Annotated in this window: 13 protein-coding genes, 4 pseudogenes and 1 other annotated feature; of the genes and pseudogenes, 9 read left to right on the top strand and 8 right to left on the bottom strand. The window is 58.2% G+C overall.

Going from position 1 to position 15,020, the window contains the following annotated elements:
- Positions 1-173 precede the first annotated feature (173 nt).
- From AC0L7P_RS02295 to AC0L7P_RS02275, 5 genes and pseudogenes are all read left to right on the top strand, one after another.
- On the top strand, positions 174-479 hold the full coding sequence (locus tag AC0L7P_RS02295; protein WP_473434304.1) for an IS66 family transposase zinc-finger binding domain-containing protein: 306 nt from the start codon (positions 174-176) through the stop codon (positions 477-479).
- Between the two features lie 364 nt (positions 480-843).
- A pseudogene (locus AC0L7P_RS02290) lies at positions 844-1,098 on the top strand (transposase domain-containing protein); the annotation flags it as partial.
- Between the two features lie 88 nt (positions 1,099-1,186).
- Positions 1,187-1,353 (top strand): annotated as a pseudogene (locus AC0L7P_RS02285) (IS5/IS1182 family transposase); the annotation flags it as partial.
- Between the two features lie 132 nt (positions 1,354-1,485).
- Positions 1,486-1,543, top strand: a sequence feature (sul1 is cis-regulatory element that is thought to sense ions involved in sulfur or methionine metabolism; They are found in Alphaproteobacteria).
- A gap of 63 nt (positions 1,544-1,606) precedes the next feature.
- Positions 1,607-3,097 (top strand): SulP family inorganic anion transporter, encoded by a 1,491-nt coding sequence (locus AC0L7P_RS02280; protein ID WP_473434303.1) that lies wholly within the window; start codon positions 1,607-1,609, stop codon positions 3,095-3,097.
- A gap of 11 nt (positions 3,098-3,108) precedes the next feature.
- Entirely contained in the window at positions 3,109-3,966 is an 858-nt protein-coding gene (locus AC0L7P_RS02275; RefSeq protein WP_473434302.1) for a universal stress protein, read from the top strand.
- 86 nt (positions 3,967-4,052) lie between these two features.
- Here AC0L7P_RS02275 and AC0L7P_RS02270 read toward each other — a convergent pair whose 3' ends face one another.
- The 6 genes and pseudogenes from AC0L7P_RS02270 to AC0L7P_RS02245 form a co-directional block, all read right to left on the bottom strand.
- Positions 4,053-4,853: a DUF1217 domain-containing protein gene (locus tag AC0L7P_RS02270; RefSeq protein WP_473434301.1), complete on the bottom strand. Its 801-nt coding sequence runs from the start codon at positions 4,851-4,853 to the stop codon at positions 4,053-4,055.
- Positions 4,850-5,255 (bottom strand): annotated as a pseudogene (gene flbT, locus AC0L7P_RS02265) (flagellar biosynthesis repressor FlbT). The gene AC0L7P_RS02270 and the pseudogene flbT overlap by 4 nt, the downstream one beginning before the upstream one ends.
- A complete protein-coding gene (flaF, locus tag AC0L7P_RS02260; RefSeq protein ID WP_473434300.1) occupies positions 5,252-5,614 on the bottom strand; it encodes a flagellar biosynthesis regulator FlaF in 363 nt (120 codons plus the stop codon). Before flaF ends, flbT begins: the two are co-directional and overlap by 4 nt.
- Positions 5,615-5,706: 92 nt before the next feature.
- Entirely contained in the window at positions 5,707-7,023 is a 1,317-nt protein-coding gene (locus AC0L7P_RS02255) for a flagellin N-terminal helical domain-containing protein (protein ID WP_473434299.1), read from the bottom strand.
- Between the two features lie 216 nt (positions 7,024-7,239).
- Positions 7,240-7,581 (bottom strand): hypothetical protein, encoded by a 342-nt coding sequence (locus AC0L7P_RS02250; protein ID WP_473434298.1) that lies wholly within the window; start codon positions 7,579-7,581, stop codon positions 7,240-7,242.
- The gene (locus AC0L7P_RS02245) at positions 7,571-7,942 is read right to left on the bottom strand and encodes a rod-binding protein (protein WP_473434297.1); all 372 of its coding nucleotides are present in this window, start codon (positions 7,940-7,942) and stop codon (positions 7,571-7,573) included. Before AC0L7P_RS02245 ends, AC0L7P_RS02250 begins: the two co-directional genes overlap by 11 nt.
- A gap of 15 nt (positions 7,943-7,957) precedes the next feature.
- On the opposite strand from AC0L7P_RS02245, the gene AC0L7P_RS02240 reads away from it, so the two are divergent.
- From AC0L7P_RS02240 to AC0L7P_RS02230, 3 genes are all read left to right on the top strand, one after another.
- Positions 7,958-10,174 carry a flagellar hook-length control protein FliK gene (locus AC0L7P_RS02240; RefSeq protein ID WP_473434296.1) on the top strand — a complete coding sequence of 739 codons (2,217 nt, stop codon included), beginning with the start codon at positions 7,958-7,960 and terminating at the stop codon, positions 10,172-10,174.
- A 10-nt stretch (positions 10,175-10,184) separates the two neighbouring features.
- Entirely contained in the window at positions 10,185-10,853 is a 669-nt protein-coding gene (locus tag AC0L7P_RS02235; RefSeq protein ID WP_473434295.1) for a flagellar hook capping FlgD N-terminal domain-containing protein, read from the top strand.
- Positions 10,854-10,933: 80 nt separating this feature from the next.
- On the top strand, positions 10,934-11,821 hold the full coding sequence (locus AC0L7P_RS02230) for a phosphotransferase (protein ID WP_473434294.1): 888 nt from the start codon (positions 10,934-10,936) through the stop codon (positions 11,819-11,821).
- On the opposite strand, the gene ubiB is transcribed toward AC0L7P_RS02230, so the two are convergent.
- Complete coding sequence (ubiB, locus tag AC0L7P_RS02225; protein WP_473434293.1) at positions 11,795-13,333, bottom strand: 2-polyprenylphenol 6-hydroxylase; 1,539 nt, start codon at positions 13,331-13,333, stop codon at positions 11,795-11,797. The genes AC0L7P_RS02230 and ubiB overlap by 27 nt on opposite strands.
- 1 nt (position 13,334) lies before the next feature.
- Positions 13,335-14,090: a bifunctional demethylmenaquinone methyltransferase/2-methoxy-6-polyprenyl-1,4-benzoquinol methylase UbiE gene (gene ubiE / locus AC0L7P_RS02220; protein ID WP_473434292.1), complete on the bottom strand. Its 756-nt coding sequence runs from the start codon at positions 14,088-14,090 to the stop codon at positions 13,335-13,337.
- A 75-nt stretch (positions 14,091-14,165) separates the two neighbouring features.
- On the opposite strand from ubiE, the pseudogene mutM reads away from it, so the two are divergent.
- Positions 14,166-15,015: pseudogene (gene mutM / locus AC0L7P_RS02215) on the top strand (bifunctional DNA-formamidopyrimidine glycosylase/DNA-(apurinic or apyrimidinic site) lyase).
- The last annotated feature ends 5 nt before the right edge of the window (positions 15,016-15,020 follow it).

The following is a 15,020-nucleotide window of genomic DNA, read 5'->3' as shown; positions in this document are numbered from 1 at the left end:
AAGGTGGAAGATCTGCAAGGGCAACTGGCGGCCCATCAATTGCCCGGCAGGCGATTTGCAAGGCAAATCTGCCGAGAGGGGCAAGGCGCGGTTCGGGTCGAAATCCGAAAGCCTCGATCAGCTGGCCTTCGACTTGCAGGAGTGAGCCATGTCGCGCCATCGGTTCAAGCGAAATGGCGAACACCGAGATCGCGCAGGCGGCTCAGGCGCAGGATGACGAAACCGGTGCGGATGACGATGCGGTGCAATCCGAAATGCCCGCCAAACGGCAACACAGCCGCGCCCCGCTGCCCGATCATCTCGAGCGACAGACCGAGGTTCTGTCTCCGGGCGATGCCTGCGCCTCGTGTGGCGGCGCCCTGCGCCCACTCGGCGAGGATGTGACGCAGGAGCTGGAATACATCCCGGGGCGCTTTGTCGTCCGCCAGATCGTGCGTCCGCGCCCTCTCGGTGAATGCGTGCATTCACCTGCCGGGTAATACATGGCCTGCAACTGCTGCGAAACCTTCGCGCAAGCGCCGCTGCCGAGCCGGCCCCGGCCTGCTCGCCCATGTGTCCCCTCTCGGCGATGCAACGCATCTCCTGCCGGTCAACGGGTGGGCAAGTATTGCGATCACCTCCCGTTATATCGCCAGTCGGAGATCTACGCGCGAGAAACTCGACCTGCATCGATCGACATTGACCGACTGGGGTCGGGCGATCAACGGCGTTGCTGGAACCGCTGGCCGAGCATATCGGCAAGCAGGTGCGCGCCGAACCCGCCATGTTTGCCCCCTCCCGGCAGATTTGCGTTGCAAATCGCCTGCCGGGCAATGGACGACACCCCGGTCAAGATGCAGACCATACCTCCACGACGGACAGCTGGAGCTGGACAACAACATCTGCGAGCGGTCAATCAGACCCCTGACCCCTGGCAGGAAAAATTACCTGTTCATGGGCTCAAAAGGTGGCGGCAAGGCCGCGGCGATCACCTACACGCTCGTTGAGACCGCCCGCATGAACGGCGTCAATCCCGAAGCCTGGCTTACCTGGGTTCCCGAACGTATCGCCGATCACAAGATCAACCGCGTCGGCGAACTCGCGCCCTGGAACTGGACGCCGCCGCCAAACGGCAAGCGCGGTCGGCAACAGCAATTCAGTGACGCGGCTATTCAAACGTGTCTAACGTTGAAGGTCCTTTTGGGTATACCACCGCAGAAGCCGCGTCGAAACCAAGATGCATTGTATGAAACTGCTTGGCCAATCGTTGATGGCGCGGGATTTTGAAAGGCAGGTTGCCAGACCCAAATCCGCATCGCTGTCCTCAACCGCTATACGGCTCTTGGCATACCTATCACTCAGCCCGTAGGCTAAATCCGTCTGGGGCAAGGGGAAGAACGTCTTTAACCCGATTCGTGCAACAAAGCTGCAAAAGCCCGCAAAATATCCACCATTTTGCCGGCACTTGCGAAATCGGGCGTGAGCTGTATATTGCGCCGCAGCAAATATGGACCCGGGTGCGAACCTCGGGTGGCTCTTCCGGTCGCCGACCCACCGGATAACCCAAAACCGACAAGATTAACAAGACCGCGGGAACCGCTCGCGGCCTATGGATACAGAATTGTTCATGATTTCACTTTCCGAATACCGCCACCAATGGACACACAACATTCGCGGCGATCTTCTTTCTGGGCTGGTGGTCGCGCTTGCGCTGATCCCCGAGGCCATCGCATTTTCGATCATTGCGGGCGTTGACCCGAAGATTGGGCTTTATGCCTCGTTTTCCATTGCCGTGATCCTTGCCATTACTGGCGGGCGGCCTGGGATGATTTCGGCGGCCACCGCGGCCACGGCCGTGCTTATGGTGACGCTGGTAAAGGATCACGGGCTTCAATATCTGCTTGCCGCCACGGTCCTGGCCGGGCTGTTGCAGATCGCCGCCGGGTTTCTGAGGCTTGGTTATGTCATGCGCTTTGTGTCGCGGTCGGTGATGACGGGGTTCGTGAATGCGCTGGCCATCCTGATTTTCATCGCGCAACTGCCCGAGCTTGACCCGCGTGTCGTTCCGCCCCTGACTTATGTTCTTGTCGCGGGGGGGCTGGCGATCATCTATCTGTTTCCGAGAATTACAAAAGCGGTGCCATCGCCCCTTGTCACCATCGTCGTGCTGACGATTCTGACGGTGGTTTTGGGTCTTGATGTGCGTACGGTGGGGGATATGGGCGCGCTTCCCGATACATTGCCTGTGTTTCTGATACCCGACATTCCGCTGACGTTCGAAACCTTGCAGATCATCTTTCCCTATTCCGTGGCGGTTGCCGTCGTCGGCCTGTTGGAGAGCCTGATGACTCAGCAGATTGTCGACGACCTGACCGACACCACAAGTGATCGGAATCAGGAATGCGTGGGGCAGGGTATCGCCAATACGCTGACCGGATTTATCGGTGGCATGGCGGGCTGTGCGATGATTGGCCAATCGACGATCAACATCAAATCGGGCGGGCGCGGACGCCTTTCCACCTTTGTTGCCGGGGTTTTTCTTCTTATTCTGATTGTCGTGCTGGGCGATATCGTCGCCCGAATTCCCATGGCCGCCCTGGTCGCGATCATGATCATGGTGTCTATCGGCACCTTTTCATGGTCGTCGATCAAAAACCTGCGAGATCACCCCAGATCATCGTCTATCGTCATGTTGGCCACGGTGTTTTTCGTGGTTTACACCCACAACCTTGCCATTGGGGTTTTGGTCGGGGTGCTGTTGTCCGGCATCTTCTTTGCCTGGAAAATCGCGCAATTGTTTGGTGTACGGTCCGAGATTTCGCCCGATGGCACGCACCGCACCTATTTCGTGGAGGGGCAGCTGTTCTTTGCCTCTTCCGATGATTTCATGAAGGCGTTTGACTTCAAGGAAGCGCCTGAAAAAGTCACTATTGATGTGAGCCGCGCCCATATCTGGGACATTTCTTCTGTTGCGGCCCTCGACATGGCTGTGCTCAAGTTCCGCCGTGAAGGTGCCGAGGTAGAGATCGCGGGGCTGAACACTGCATCGGAAACCATCGTCGACAGGCTGGCCATCCACGACCGGCCGGGCGCGATAGATCAAGTGATGGGCCATTGAGGGAGACGAACATGACACCGAAAACACTTATCGTTCTTGTGGACGGGTCGGCCTATTCCGAAAGCGTCTGTCATCACGCCGCCTGGATCGCAAAGCGTACAGGATCAAAGGTCAAGATCTATCACGTTATGGGCCGACGCGATGCTCCCGGAAAACAGGATCTGAGCGGAACGATCCGGTTGGGGGCGCGTACCCGGTTGCTGGAACAATTGTCCGAACTTGACGCGCAGCGCGCAAAGCTTGCCCATGAGCATGGGCGCGCAATCCTCGAAGATGCGACGGCCATCGTCAAAGGCGACGGTGACATTGAGGTTGAAACCCGATTGCGGCAGGGTGATCTGATCGAAACGATCACCGCGAAGGAAGACAGCGGATCAATGATTGTGATCGGCAAACGTGGTGAGGGGGCGGGTCATGCCGCCGGACACCTTGGCTCGAACATTGAGCGCATCGTGCGCGCCAGCCACAAACCGGTTTATGTGGCCAACCGGGCTTTCATGCCGATCAATCGGGTTCTGATTGCCTTTGACGGCGGGCAAGCGGCATTGAAGGCCGTAGATTTCGTTGCCAACAGCGAAGTGTTCACCGGTTTGCCGGTGACACTGGTGTTTGCAGGTGCCGAAACCGGTGCAAGCCGCCGGGCGCTGGACGGTGCTGTCGCGATTTTAAAGACAGGCGGTTTTACCCCCGAGGCGGTGATACGCCCTGGCGAACCTGAAGCAATCCTGTCGGGGATGACCGCCAGCGAAGGTTTTGACCTGCTGATCATGGGCGCATCGCCCCGCTCTCGCGTTCGCGCCCTGTTCATTGGTTCGACAACAACCGAAATGATCCGATCCTGCAAAGTCCCCGTACTTCTCGTTCGGTAATTTTTATGTGCTTTGTGTACGTGATCTGATCGTTCTTCCACTTGCTCAAGTTTGAACAACACTGGGAAAAACACTCAGAAACGTCATTATCGCGCGCCTGCTTGCAAGATCGCCAAGGCGGCGCTTTGCGATGAAAATCCGGAGGTGACGTTTGATGCCTGGTCGCGAATCAGGAATTTTCTGGTCAGTTCTTCAAGCATTTCCGGCGAAGCGAAATCAGACACTTCGGAAACGCCGAACGTGCGTTCCGACCTGTCACGAAATTCAATCAGTTGCCGGTCGAGGTCCAGCGCGCCAATGCTGGTTGGCATACCTAGTGCGGTTTCAAACACCTTGCGCAAAGGTGTGTTTGCCATCACCGTGAACCACTTTGCATTGCCCGAGATATTGCGCGAGGTGATATCGCCCAAGTCCCTCTCCAATCCCAGGGCCAACCGCATGGATGGCGCTGAGTTGCCAACTGCTATCTCGAATTGACGATCCTGGTAGGATTGGACCATTTCTTTGTCAAAGTCGACGTATCCGGTGCGGCGCCCCAAAACGTCGCCAAAACCAAACGCTTCGGCCATGGCTACGTATCGTTTGTCAGACAGCCGGTTCGCAAGGGAACCGGTATCCGTAGTGCGCGATTCAAGTATTTTTTGAATAAAATACTTGTTGTTGATGTCTTCATCCAGGCCAAACGCACCCAACGCCACCTCAAGAAGCTGGCGATCATTTACCAGGTCTTCGGCAGTGGTGACATTGGCGATTTTCGCGCGGAAATGATCGACATTCCGCGTCAGGTTTGGTGAATTGTTGAACGTTTCTTGTTGGGCTGCGCGGGTGCGCTGCAAAAACGCCCAGCCGGCATTTCCCGCTAGCGGAACGACCGGCTGGAAGCTCATGTTTGCGCAACGGCAAATAACCGTTCTTCGCAGGGTAGCAGGGTGCGTAAGTGTTTTAGGGCGTAGTAATGCTGTGTGTTCTCGACTGCGTTTGCCGCGAGCCGCAAGCGTTGATTGGCTTTCGATGTCCTGCAAGACTTGGGACAATTGTTCAATGCCACGCAGAAGTTGCGGTTTGGCTGTATTTTTGTCGGCTTCGCCACACAGAACCAATTGTGCAATATAACATACACGTCGAACCGGAGTATTGACCTCGTCGGGATGCAGCGCATCCCTTAGGCGAAGAATGTTGGCACCGGGTGTAACGATATTCAATCGGCCACGGCGACTTCCGTTTTCAATGACGGCACCGTTGATAAGGACGCGTTCATTGGGCGCCAGTTTCAGGACGAGACCGCTCATCCCAGGTCACGCTGCTGGCGCAGGCCAGCCATGATTGCCGAATTCACGTCGATCAACGCGTCAACCGTCACGTCATGGTTCAACACTTTGCGACTGTGAGCCGTAGTGAATTCGGACAAATAGAATATCTGCGCGCGGAGTTGGGGCGGCAATCGATTTTCAGGGTCCGATACATCGGTGGCGAGGAGAGTCCAAAGAGTCCTGTTGTCCAGGACCGCTTTGGCGATGTCGGTTGGGGATTGTGCATCGCGCAGGCCACGGGTGACCATTGCGAAAGCGTCATACTCGTTACTTTGAGCGGTACGTAGTGGCGTTGCCACCGGTGAATAGGCGGTTTTTGCAAGTTGAAAGGCGTTCACGGCTTGTCCTTTTTTAGACGTGCGCGGTCAGGTCACCAAGATGTGGTGGCGGTGGAGTAGGGGCACCGTTGTGGTGCCCCCGATATGTGGTGTTACCGGAACAGCGACAAAATCGTCTGTGGCGCTTGATTCGCGATCGACATTGCCTGGACGCCCAACTGTTGCTGAACCTGGAGGGCCTGGAGGCGCGCCGACGCTTCCTCCATGTTGGCATCGACCAAAGAGCCGATGCCGGCTTTCAATGCGTCGGTCAGGCCCGAGACAAAGGTTGATTGGGTTTCGATCCGGCCCGCCACCGAACCGAAGGATGCGGCCGAGTCGATTGATGTCTGGATCAAACCTTCGATCCCGGCAAGAGCTGCCGAAGCGCCCTGTTCCGTTGACACATCAATTTCACCGAGCACCGCCAGACCGCCACCTACGGCACCGCCGGCGTCAAGGTCGACGTTCGCCGCTGCGGACGCAGCCATCGCCGTTGCGGTATTGTTTGTCACCGTCACGACGTTATCACTGACGGTTACCGAGAAATCGTTCTCCAACCCTTGCTCGGCGAGCCGGAAGTTCATCATTGCCGCCATGCCGTTTGCAACATCGGCCTTGGTATCACCGTCTTTGGCGGTATAGATCGCTTCCTGTTTGGCTGTGGCTGCTGATGCGAAAGGGGTGGCCCCCGTCACGGCCGCGTCAAACACTGTCATGTCGAATGCATAGCTATCGCCAGCCATAACTGCCTTTGTACGGCCGGTCGTCGTCGTTTCACCGTTGATCGTGTAGGTCGCGGAGGCTGCACCGTTGGCAGTTGCCGTACCTGCTGCGGTCATGGCAGCGGCTGCCAGAACCAAGGTGCCCTTCGCGGAGGCCGTTGCGCTCAAATCTTGTTTGTTGACGGTAATGTCGCTGCTCGCGACGCCGTTACCGGACCGATCCAGGGAGGACAGGACATTGATAAGCCCCGAGTCATCGTGGTTGCCGGCTGCGGTATAGGCCGTAGTCGTTTCACTGTTGGAAAGGAGGCTTAGCCCATTGAATTGAGCGGCCCCGACAACCGAACTGATCTGATCGCGAAGGGCACTGACGTCGGTTTGAAGCTTTTCACGATCAACGTTGGATTCCTGAGACGCGACGATTTTGTCTTTCATCTGTGTCAGAAGATCGGTCACGGTTTCCGCAGCCTGACGGCCAACAGCGACAGTCGATTCACCCAGAGCGAGACTGCTGGAGATAGCCTTGAAGCCCTGAACGTCAGACTCCATGACTTTTGAAATTGCCCAAATGGACGAATTGTCCTTGGCTGTTGAAACGGATTTCCCTGTAGAGATCTCATTCTGCGTAGCTTGCAGATTTGAGTTGATTGATTTCAGGCTTTGCAGTGCCACCATGGCGCCGGTGTTGGTCAGAATGCTGGACATGTGTATTCCTTGGATTGACGGTGCTTTTGCACCCGATAACAAGACCACCCCAAAAGCGAGGAGGTGAATGAACCGTCATTCTGACGTCGCAGTGGTTCGCCTTTCGGCGTGCTGCGTATTGTCCCACCGTCCTGGTGAGTAGATGCACCATCGCAGGATCAACCTAACAAGTTGCTAATTGTGATCGGTGACATATCGCTGATTTTAGGCGAATTTTCATGCGCGCCGTTGCAAGGTGCGAATCGGTTTGGATAATTCCGATTTTGCTCCACTTGCCGAATAGGTGTTTGTCGGCACCCCCCGTTGAATATCGTCCAGCCGTTTGCTGGCGGCTTTGAGTCCGTCTTGCGCCGCCGAAATGAGGCTTTGATTTCGCGCTGAAAGACCTGCAAACTTTTGCAGGATATCCTTGGCCAATGGAGCAAGGTTCAGCGCAGCCAGCAGGCTTTCCTTGCGCCGTGCGAGGGATGAAAGGCGCGCCAGATCGCCTTGCAGAAGATATCGGCGTTCATCTTCAAATGTTTGTTCGAGTTGACGAATTATTCCGTCATGTGTCACTTTGAATCTCCTTGTTGAGGGCGTTGAACAGGTGTTCCGTCAGCCCGATTCCTCCTGCGCTCACCATCTGTTCAGCCTGCGAGCGGCGAAGAAAAGAGGCGAATTGATCTTCGCCGGCGCCGCCGCCAAATGCTTTGCTGGTTTTCCCTAACCCAGCTGACTCGAGCATGGATGACAGGAAATTCACTTCCAGTTCCTGGGCGGCCTTTCGCAAGGCAATGTTGCGTGGCGATGGCCCCGGTGTCGCGGTGGGGATGGCAATGGGTAGTATCATCTGCGTTCCTTTCTCTTTGCACAGATAAAACAGGACTGCGGTAAAGATACGGTAACCAAATTGCGGGATGATCAGGAAATTGGTCACTTCGGGAAGGCGAACATGGAGAAGCAACCGATCCAGCGCGCAGTGGATTCATTTAACTTGGCATCCATCAGGAAACCGGTTGAAAATGCCGCGTGGCCCGACGGTGGCGCTGGATTTGCGGCAGTATTGCTGCAATCGCTTTCCGACGTCGCCGTGAACTCTGATAGTGCGCAGATTGCCGAGGCGGAAGATCCACCGCAGGCGGATACAGTTATCCGTTCCGATGGAGAATCGGACGTAATTCTTGCTGTGGATGAGCCTCGACAGGCTCTGATTGATATTCGAACAGCGGAGCCTCACAAAGTTCATCGTTCTGATATTCCGTCGCCCCCTGATGAGCAAATTCGCACGGATGCCGTGCGTCGGGGCGGCAGACCAATAAATACTTCCGAGTTTGAAAGTGAGGCGGCTGAGGTGATGGTAAACGCCGGATTGAGTAGGCCTGCGTTCGAGAAGTCCGAGGACCCTGTATCGCAACAAACCGGGTTTCCCACGACAACTCAACGGCCGATAGGTGGCGTAGAGCAGATTCCTTCAACCGATCCAGGTGACGCAATTTCGCATTTCGAGAACCCGCATTTGTCCGTGGACCGGCAGTTGAAAAGGCCGCAGGGCGAGCGATTCGTCACTCAAGGAGAAGCAGTCGGCATGGTCGGGGATGACCACCGTTCAATGGAATCAGTTGGCACCAACACTGGGGAAGACCAAACCGGAGGCTCCAACAGTCCGACATCACGCGGCTCTGACGTCCACGAACCTCGTCGGAAATTGATGAAACATGGTCCTGACCGGCGCAGTGATCAGGAGGGCGTTCTCAGCGGAAGAACTGTCGCGAAGAGCGTGCCGCACGTGAGCGAAGCGCCACTGGAGACAGCCACAGAACCGATGTCTCTACCCGTTTCGCGCCAGATTGTCGCTGGATCTCCTGCACGGGACCACGTTGAACGGGCGTCGCCGCGCGGTTCGTCGCGTGAGATGCTTGGCAGCCGGGCAGAACGATCTGGGGCGTATCAGCCAACGAAGCCGTTGCTGGAAAGCACTAGTAGGCGCCCAATTCCTGCCGTGATGCCGCCTGAACACCCCGAGATGACCGCCGGCCCCCCCGAGAATGCGGCTCTCTCGCGCGATCTTGCCCGGCTCCCCGAGGGCGCGGAGAAAAATAGCCCGCTCTCACCCTCTTTGGCGATGGCACGCGGAGACCGAATGGTTGGCTCGAATGTTCGTTCACGACCGGTTGGCACGTGGACAGAAGACCCGATCCGGCCACACGAACAGACAGTTGCCGTGGTGCCAAGGGGGGCGAATTCTGCGTCGAAACAAGAGCGTCCTGAACTGCATGACACACCGTTTCAGCGGGCGCCCGAACCTGCGTCAAAGGTGGCCAGCGGGGTTGCTTTTGCCCCATCTCCGACCACTGTTGATATGGAGGTTTCCAAGCTTCGAACCGAGCCAGTTCCGCCAGTGTTTGCGCCAAACGTGGCGTTGTTGCAAACGGGAAATTCAGAGAGTCCCGCCACCGATAAATTTACCCCGGCGGGACAAGTGTTTGTCGATAAAGCCGCGCCTGTGGATCGACTGATGTCGGTGAACGCCGCAGGCGTTGAAATTGTATCGGAGGCTCCTGAACTTTTCCGCGCGGCGACGACCAATGACGCCAGCGGGCAATCGGTCCGCCCCGCCGGGACGATTGCGAACCGCCCTGAAATTCAACCCCTGGATCTGGGGCAGGGGCACGGGGGGCATCACGGCATTGGCTCTGGGAGTGTTTCGCCCAATATGCCCGCGGGGCATATATCGGCCGTCCCGGTCGCCAACCATACGCCACCAGCGGCCATTCAACAGATCGCACAGGTTTCCGGACATCTCGCCCACGGCCCGGTCGAAATCGCCCTGGCCCCCGAAGAATTGGGCCGTGTGCGTATGACGTTGGTTCCGGGTGAGCATGGCGCGGTGCTGACGATCACGGCAGACCGCGCCGATACTCTGGCACTGTTGCGTCGTCACGTTGATATTCTAACCAGCGATTTACAGGATCTGGGCTTTAATAACCTGTCTTTTCAGTTCGGATCGGGCAATCCGGGAAGCACTCACACGGGCGAGAACCAATCGGGTAGCTTGCCGCAGTCCGCTGGCCAGATGGGCGATGAAACAACGGCCGATCAACCCTGCCGTCCTTCCGCCGCATCCGTACAGGGCGTGGTTAAAGGTAACAGGCTCGATCTGCGACTTTAAGGAGCAAACGATGGAACTTTCACCAGCAGGCAATGCAAATTTGACGTCGGGGGTGACCGCTGCGACGGGACAAACCGTCGGGCGCGATGCGTCGGGCGGTTCGGATTTTGATACCTTTCTGAAGATGTTGACGGCGCAAATATCGAATCAGGATCCACTTAAGCCGATGGATTCCGAAGAATTTGCTGTGCAACTGGCAACCTTTTCAGGGGTTGAGCAGCAGGTTCGCACCAATGAGCTGCTCGAAGCGTTGACAGGAAAGGTGGGCGAAAGCGGCCTGGGGCAGATGGCATCATGGGTCGGGATGGAGGCACGGGCACCGATGCCAGCGCAATATTCCGGCGGCTCTTTGACGGTCACACCTCCCGAGCCGATCGCCGGGTCGCGCCATGATCTTGTTGCGCTGAACGCTGCGGGGGATGAGGTGTGGCGTGAACAATATGCGTCCGGTACCGGGGCGTTCAACTGGGATGGGATCGGGACGGATGGGCGCCAAGTGCCTGTCGGCCCATATGCCTTTCAGTTGGAGAGTTTTGAAGAGGATCGCCTCGTGGCGACAACCGAGGCCCAAACCTATGGACGGGTGCAGGAGGTGCGCCTTGACCCCGGTGGGCCGGTTCTGGTGTTTGCGGGCGGGATTGAGCGATTGGCCGAGGATGTGTCGGCATTGCGACGGTAAGCCCCGAGAGTGGGCTGCCCTTGCTTCGGGAATTGCTTTGGCCCATCCATGGCGCGCGCTCTTCGGGCAATGGGATGGCGATGGAACGAACTGACGACACTGTATCACAGATCGCCACCCGGCTGCGCTGTGCCCTTGGCGTGCTGGGCGTTGTCGATCCGGTGTGGCAATGGCACCTGATGCCGGGCGGGCGAACGAATATGGTCTGGCGGGTTGAACCCGGCGCGGGGGCCGATCCTGTGATGTGCCGCCTGTCACGGCCGGGGCGTGCAACGCCGGTGTTTCCGAACCTTCCCAAGGTTGCGGGCCTGGCGCTTGGTGCGCTGAGCGGCGCCGGGGTTGCGCCAGAATATCTTTGGGCCGGGGAAACCCCGGAGGGGCCGTGCCTGCTCTATCGTGCCTGCCGGGGTGATACATGGCGCGCGGACGGCGGAGTGGTGGGAAAGGTGTTGTCGCACCTTCATCGGCAGTCGCCACCGGGTGGGCTGCGTCAGATTGCGGCCACCCCAAAAGCGTTGCTGGCGGAAGGTTCGGTGATGCTGGGGCAAGCGGCGGCGGACCACCGTGCGCGGCTGCTGGCGTGCCGCCCCGATGCGCCGGAAATTTCGCTGGGGGAAAGGGTGTTTCTTCATGGGGATCCGGTGCCGGGCAACATAATTGTATCAAATGAGAGGGCCGTTCTGATTGATTGGCAATGCCCGGCGATTGGCGACCCTATTTATGATCTGGCGATCTTCTTGTCACCGGCAATGCAGGTTCTGGATCGGGGGACGCCCCTGAAGCCTGTCGAGCGGGCACAGGTATGGGCGGGCTATGGCGATCCTGCCGTCGCGGCCCGATACAATGCCTGCGAAGCGGCATTCGTCTGGCGCATGGCGGCCTATTGTACCTGGCGGATGGCGCGGGGCCACGCGGATTATGGCCCGGCGATGGAGGCCGAATTAGAGAGATTGAGCGAGCTGCGCTAGCCCGAACCCCAGGACAACGGCCACAGCGCCAAGAGCAATCAGCCCCGCGGTTTCCCACCCGCTGCGTCGGTCACGGGGCGCGGGTGTTTGTGATTGGCGCAGCAGCGCCGCTTCGGCCATTTGCGGCAATTTAGGGCCAAACCGCCCCAAAACGCGTGCGGTGCGGGTCAGGTCGCGCAACAGGGCCTTTGGCCCGATATTGTCCTTGATGTAGTCCTCGACAATCGGTTGCGCGACTTCCCATATGTTGATCTGTGGGTAAAGTGAGCGTGATACCCCTTCAACCACCACCATGGTACGTTGCAGCAGAATCAGCTCGGTCCGGGTTTCCATGCCAAACCGTTCTGTTACTTCAAACAGATAGGTCAACAGCCGGGCCATGGAAATGCGGGTGGCATCCATGCCGAAAATCGGTTCACCGACCGACCGAAGGGCGCGGGCGAATTCGTCGATGTCCTTGTCGGCGGGCACATATCCCGCCTCGAAATGAACCTCGGCCACCCGGCGATAATCCTTGCGGATAAAACCAAACAGGATTTCGGCGTAAACTCGGCGGGTGTATTCATCCAGCCGCCCCATGATGCCGAAATCCAACGCGATGATATCGCCGTTTGGTGCCACCTTGAGATTGCCCTGGTGCATATCGGCGTGGAAAAATCCATCGCGCAGGGCGTGGTTCAGGAACAACCGTAACACGCCTTCGCCCAACGCCTTGCGATCATGGCCTGCGGCAATGATGGCGGGAATGTCGTTGGCCGGTATGCCCTCGGCCCAGTCCAGCGTCATCACCCGGCGCGAGGATAGAAACCACTCCACTTGTGGCACACGGAATGCAGGATCGTCGGCTGTGTTGGCGGCGAACTCGGCCGCGGATGACGTTTCCATACGCAGGTCAAGCTCGCCCAGAACGACGCCCTCGAAATGGCGGATGACCTCAAGCGGGTGAAGACGGCGGGCTGAGGGCGCCAGAAGTTCCACCATGTTGGCGGCCAGATAGAAGGCATCGACGTCTTTCTTGAAGGCCCGCTCGATCCCCGGGCGCAATACCTTGACGGCCACATCCCGCCCCGAATCGCGCAGGGTCGCCTTGTGGACCTGAGCGATGGAGGCGGCGGCGACCGGTTCGGAGAACGAGGAAAACAAGGCGTCGATGTCGATCTCAAGTTCGCTCTCGACCATTGCCCGCGCTTCGGCCAGCGGGAAAGGCGGCAGTTTGTCCTGCAACACGCGCAATTGTTGGGCCAGTTCATCGCCCACCACATCGGGGCGGGTCGAAAGAACCTGCCCGAATTTGATGTATGCCGGGCCAAGGGCGGTCAGCGCGCGGGGGGCCGGCGGCTGTGTCGGATCGCCCTTATAGCCAAGCCACATGAACGGCACGCCCAGAACCTTGGCCGCAATGCGCAGGGATGTGGGCGCGCGAAAGGCGTCAAGCACGACGTTCATCGCGCCGGTGCGTTCCAGCGTGGCGCCGGTGCGGATCAGCCGCCAGATGTTGTGAGGGCCGCGCAATTCAGATCTTCCAGCCGGAATGAAGCGCGGCAACGCCCATGGTCAGGTTGCGAAATTTAACCTGATCGAAACCCGCAGCGCGGATCATGCCTGCAAAGGTTTCCTGATCGGGGAATTTCCGGATCGATTCGACGAGGTACTGATACGAATCCCGATCCCCGGCAATCACCTGCCCCATGCGGGGAATGACATTGAAGGAGTAGAGATCATATGCCTTTTGCATCGCCGGATTGGGTAGTTGTGAAAATTCCAGAACCATTAGCCGCCCGCCGGGCTTTAGCACACGAAAGGCCTCTGAAAGGGCCTCGTTGATGCGGGTGACGTTACGGATGCCAAAACTGATGGTATAGACATCAAAGGTGCGGTCCTCGAACGGCAGGGCCATGGCATCGCCCACCACCCAATCGAGCGATCCGGCCAGCGCCTCGGCCTCGGCCCGTTTGCGCCCTTCGATCAGCATGGATTCGGTCATGTCGCACACCGTGGCACTGGCCGACCCGGCACGGTTGAGGAACCGGAATGCCACATCCCCGGTGCCGCCGGCCACATCCAACAGGCGCTGACCGCTGCGTGGCGCCAGCCAATCCATCATCGCGTCTTTCCAGATGCGGTGAACGCCGCCAGACATCACATCGTTCATGATGTCATATTTGCTGGCCACGTTGGTAAAGATGCCATGCACCTTGCCGGCCTTCTCGGCCTCGGGAATATCCTGAAAGCCAAAGTGGGTGGTGCGGTTTTCACTGTCGTCTGTCATCGGGGCTTGCGATCCTGTAATGCTCACCCTTCTTATAGGGTGCTTGGTGGGTGTTACAATCGAAGGGGTGTCGCAGTGCCGGAATTGCCAGAGGTTGAAACGGTACGGCGCGGCCTGGCGCCCGTGATGGAGGGGGCGGTGATCGCCCATGCGCAGGTGAATCGCCCCGATCTGCGCTGGCCGTTCCCCCTGACATGGCGGCGCGGTTGACGGGGCGGCGTGTTTTGCGGCTGGGGCGGCGATCAAAATACCTGCTGCTTGATCTGGAGTCGCAGGAAACCCTGATCGTACATCTCGGCATGTCGGGCCGGATGCAGGTTTCGGGTGTGGCGCTGGGCCTGTTTCAGCGCGAACATGGCGCGCCGGAAAAGCATGATCATGTGGTGTTCGAGATGGAGGGTGGTGCGCGGATCACCTTCAACGATCCGCGCAGGTTTGGCGCGATGGATCTGTGGCCGACCGCGCAGATTGAACAGCATTGGCTGATCGAAAAACTTGGCCCTGAACCGTTTTCCAACCGATTTGACGAATCCTATATGGCTGACGCGCTGAAAACCCGTCGCACGCCGATCAAAACCGCGCTTCTGGATCAGAGAATCGTCGCCGGTCTGGGCAATATCTATGTCTGCGAAACCCTGTTTCGTGCGGGAATTTCGCCCAAACGGCAGGCGGCGAATCTTTCGCGGCAGCGGGCCGGGGCGCTGGTTCCGATCATCCGCGACGTGCTGGACGAGGCGATAGAGGCGGGGGATCGTCCTTGCGCGATCATCGGCAGGCCGATGGAAAACTTGGGTATTTTCAACACCGCTTTCAGGTTTACGACCGGGCGGGCGCTGCGTGCCTGACCCCGGGTTGCAGCGGAACAATCGTGCGAATCGTTCAATCAGGGCGTTCGTCATTCTATTGTGCGCAATGCCAAAGATAGCTTGA

This window comes from Oceaniglobus sp. K40-3, from assembly GCF_055808395.1.
This window is presented reverse-complemented; position numbering and strand designations above follow the sequence as displayed.

Coding starts and splice junctions, on each gene's coding strand:
- AC0L7P_RS02270 (WP_473434301.1), bottom strand. CDS start 4,853: ATGAGCTTCCAGCCGGTCGTTCCGCTAGCGGGAAATGCCGGCTGGGCG.
- AC0L7P_RS02235 (WP_473434295.1), top strand. CDS start 10,185: ATGGAACTTTCACCAGCAGGCAATGCAAATTTGACGTCGGGGGTGACC.
- AC0L7P_RS02275 (WP_473434302.1), top strand. CDS start 3,109: ATGACACCGAAAACACTTATCGTTCTTGTGGACGGGTCGGCCTATTCC.
- ubiE (WP_473434292.1), bottom strand. CDS start 14,090: ATGACAGACGACAGTGAAAACCGCACCACCCACTTTGGCTTTCAGGAT.
- AC0L7P_RS02255 (WP_473434299.1), bottom strand. CDS start 7,023: ATGTCCAGCATTCTGACCAACACCGGCGCCATGGTGGCACTGCAAAGC.
- AC0L7P_RS02230 (WP_473434294.1), top strand. CDS start 10,934: ATGGAACGAACTGACGACACTGTATCACAGATCGCCACCCGGCTGCGC.
- AC0L7P_RS02240 (WP_473434296.1), top strand. CDS start 7,958: ATGGAGAAGCAACCGATCCAGCGCGCAGTGGATTCATTTAACTTGGCA.
- AC0L7P_RS02295 (WP_473434304.1), top strand. CDS start 174: ATGGCGAACACCGAGATCGCGCAGGCGGCTCAGGCGCAGGATGACGAA.
- AC0L7P_RS02280 (WP_473434303.1), top strand. CDS start 1,607: ATGATTTCACTTTCCGAATACCGCCACCAATGGACACACAACATTCGC.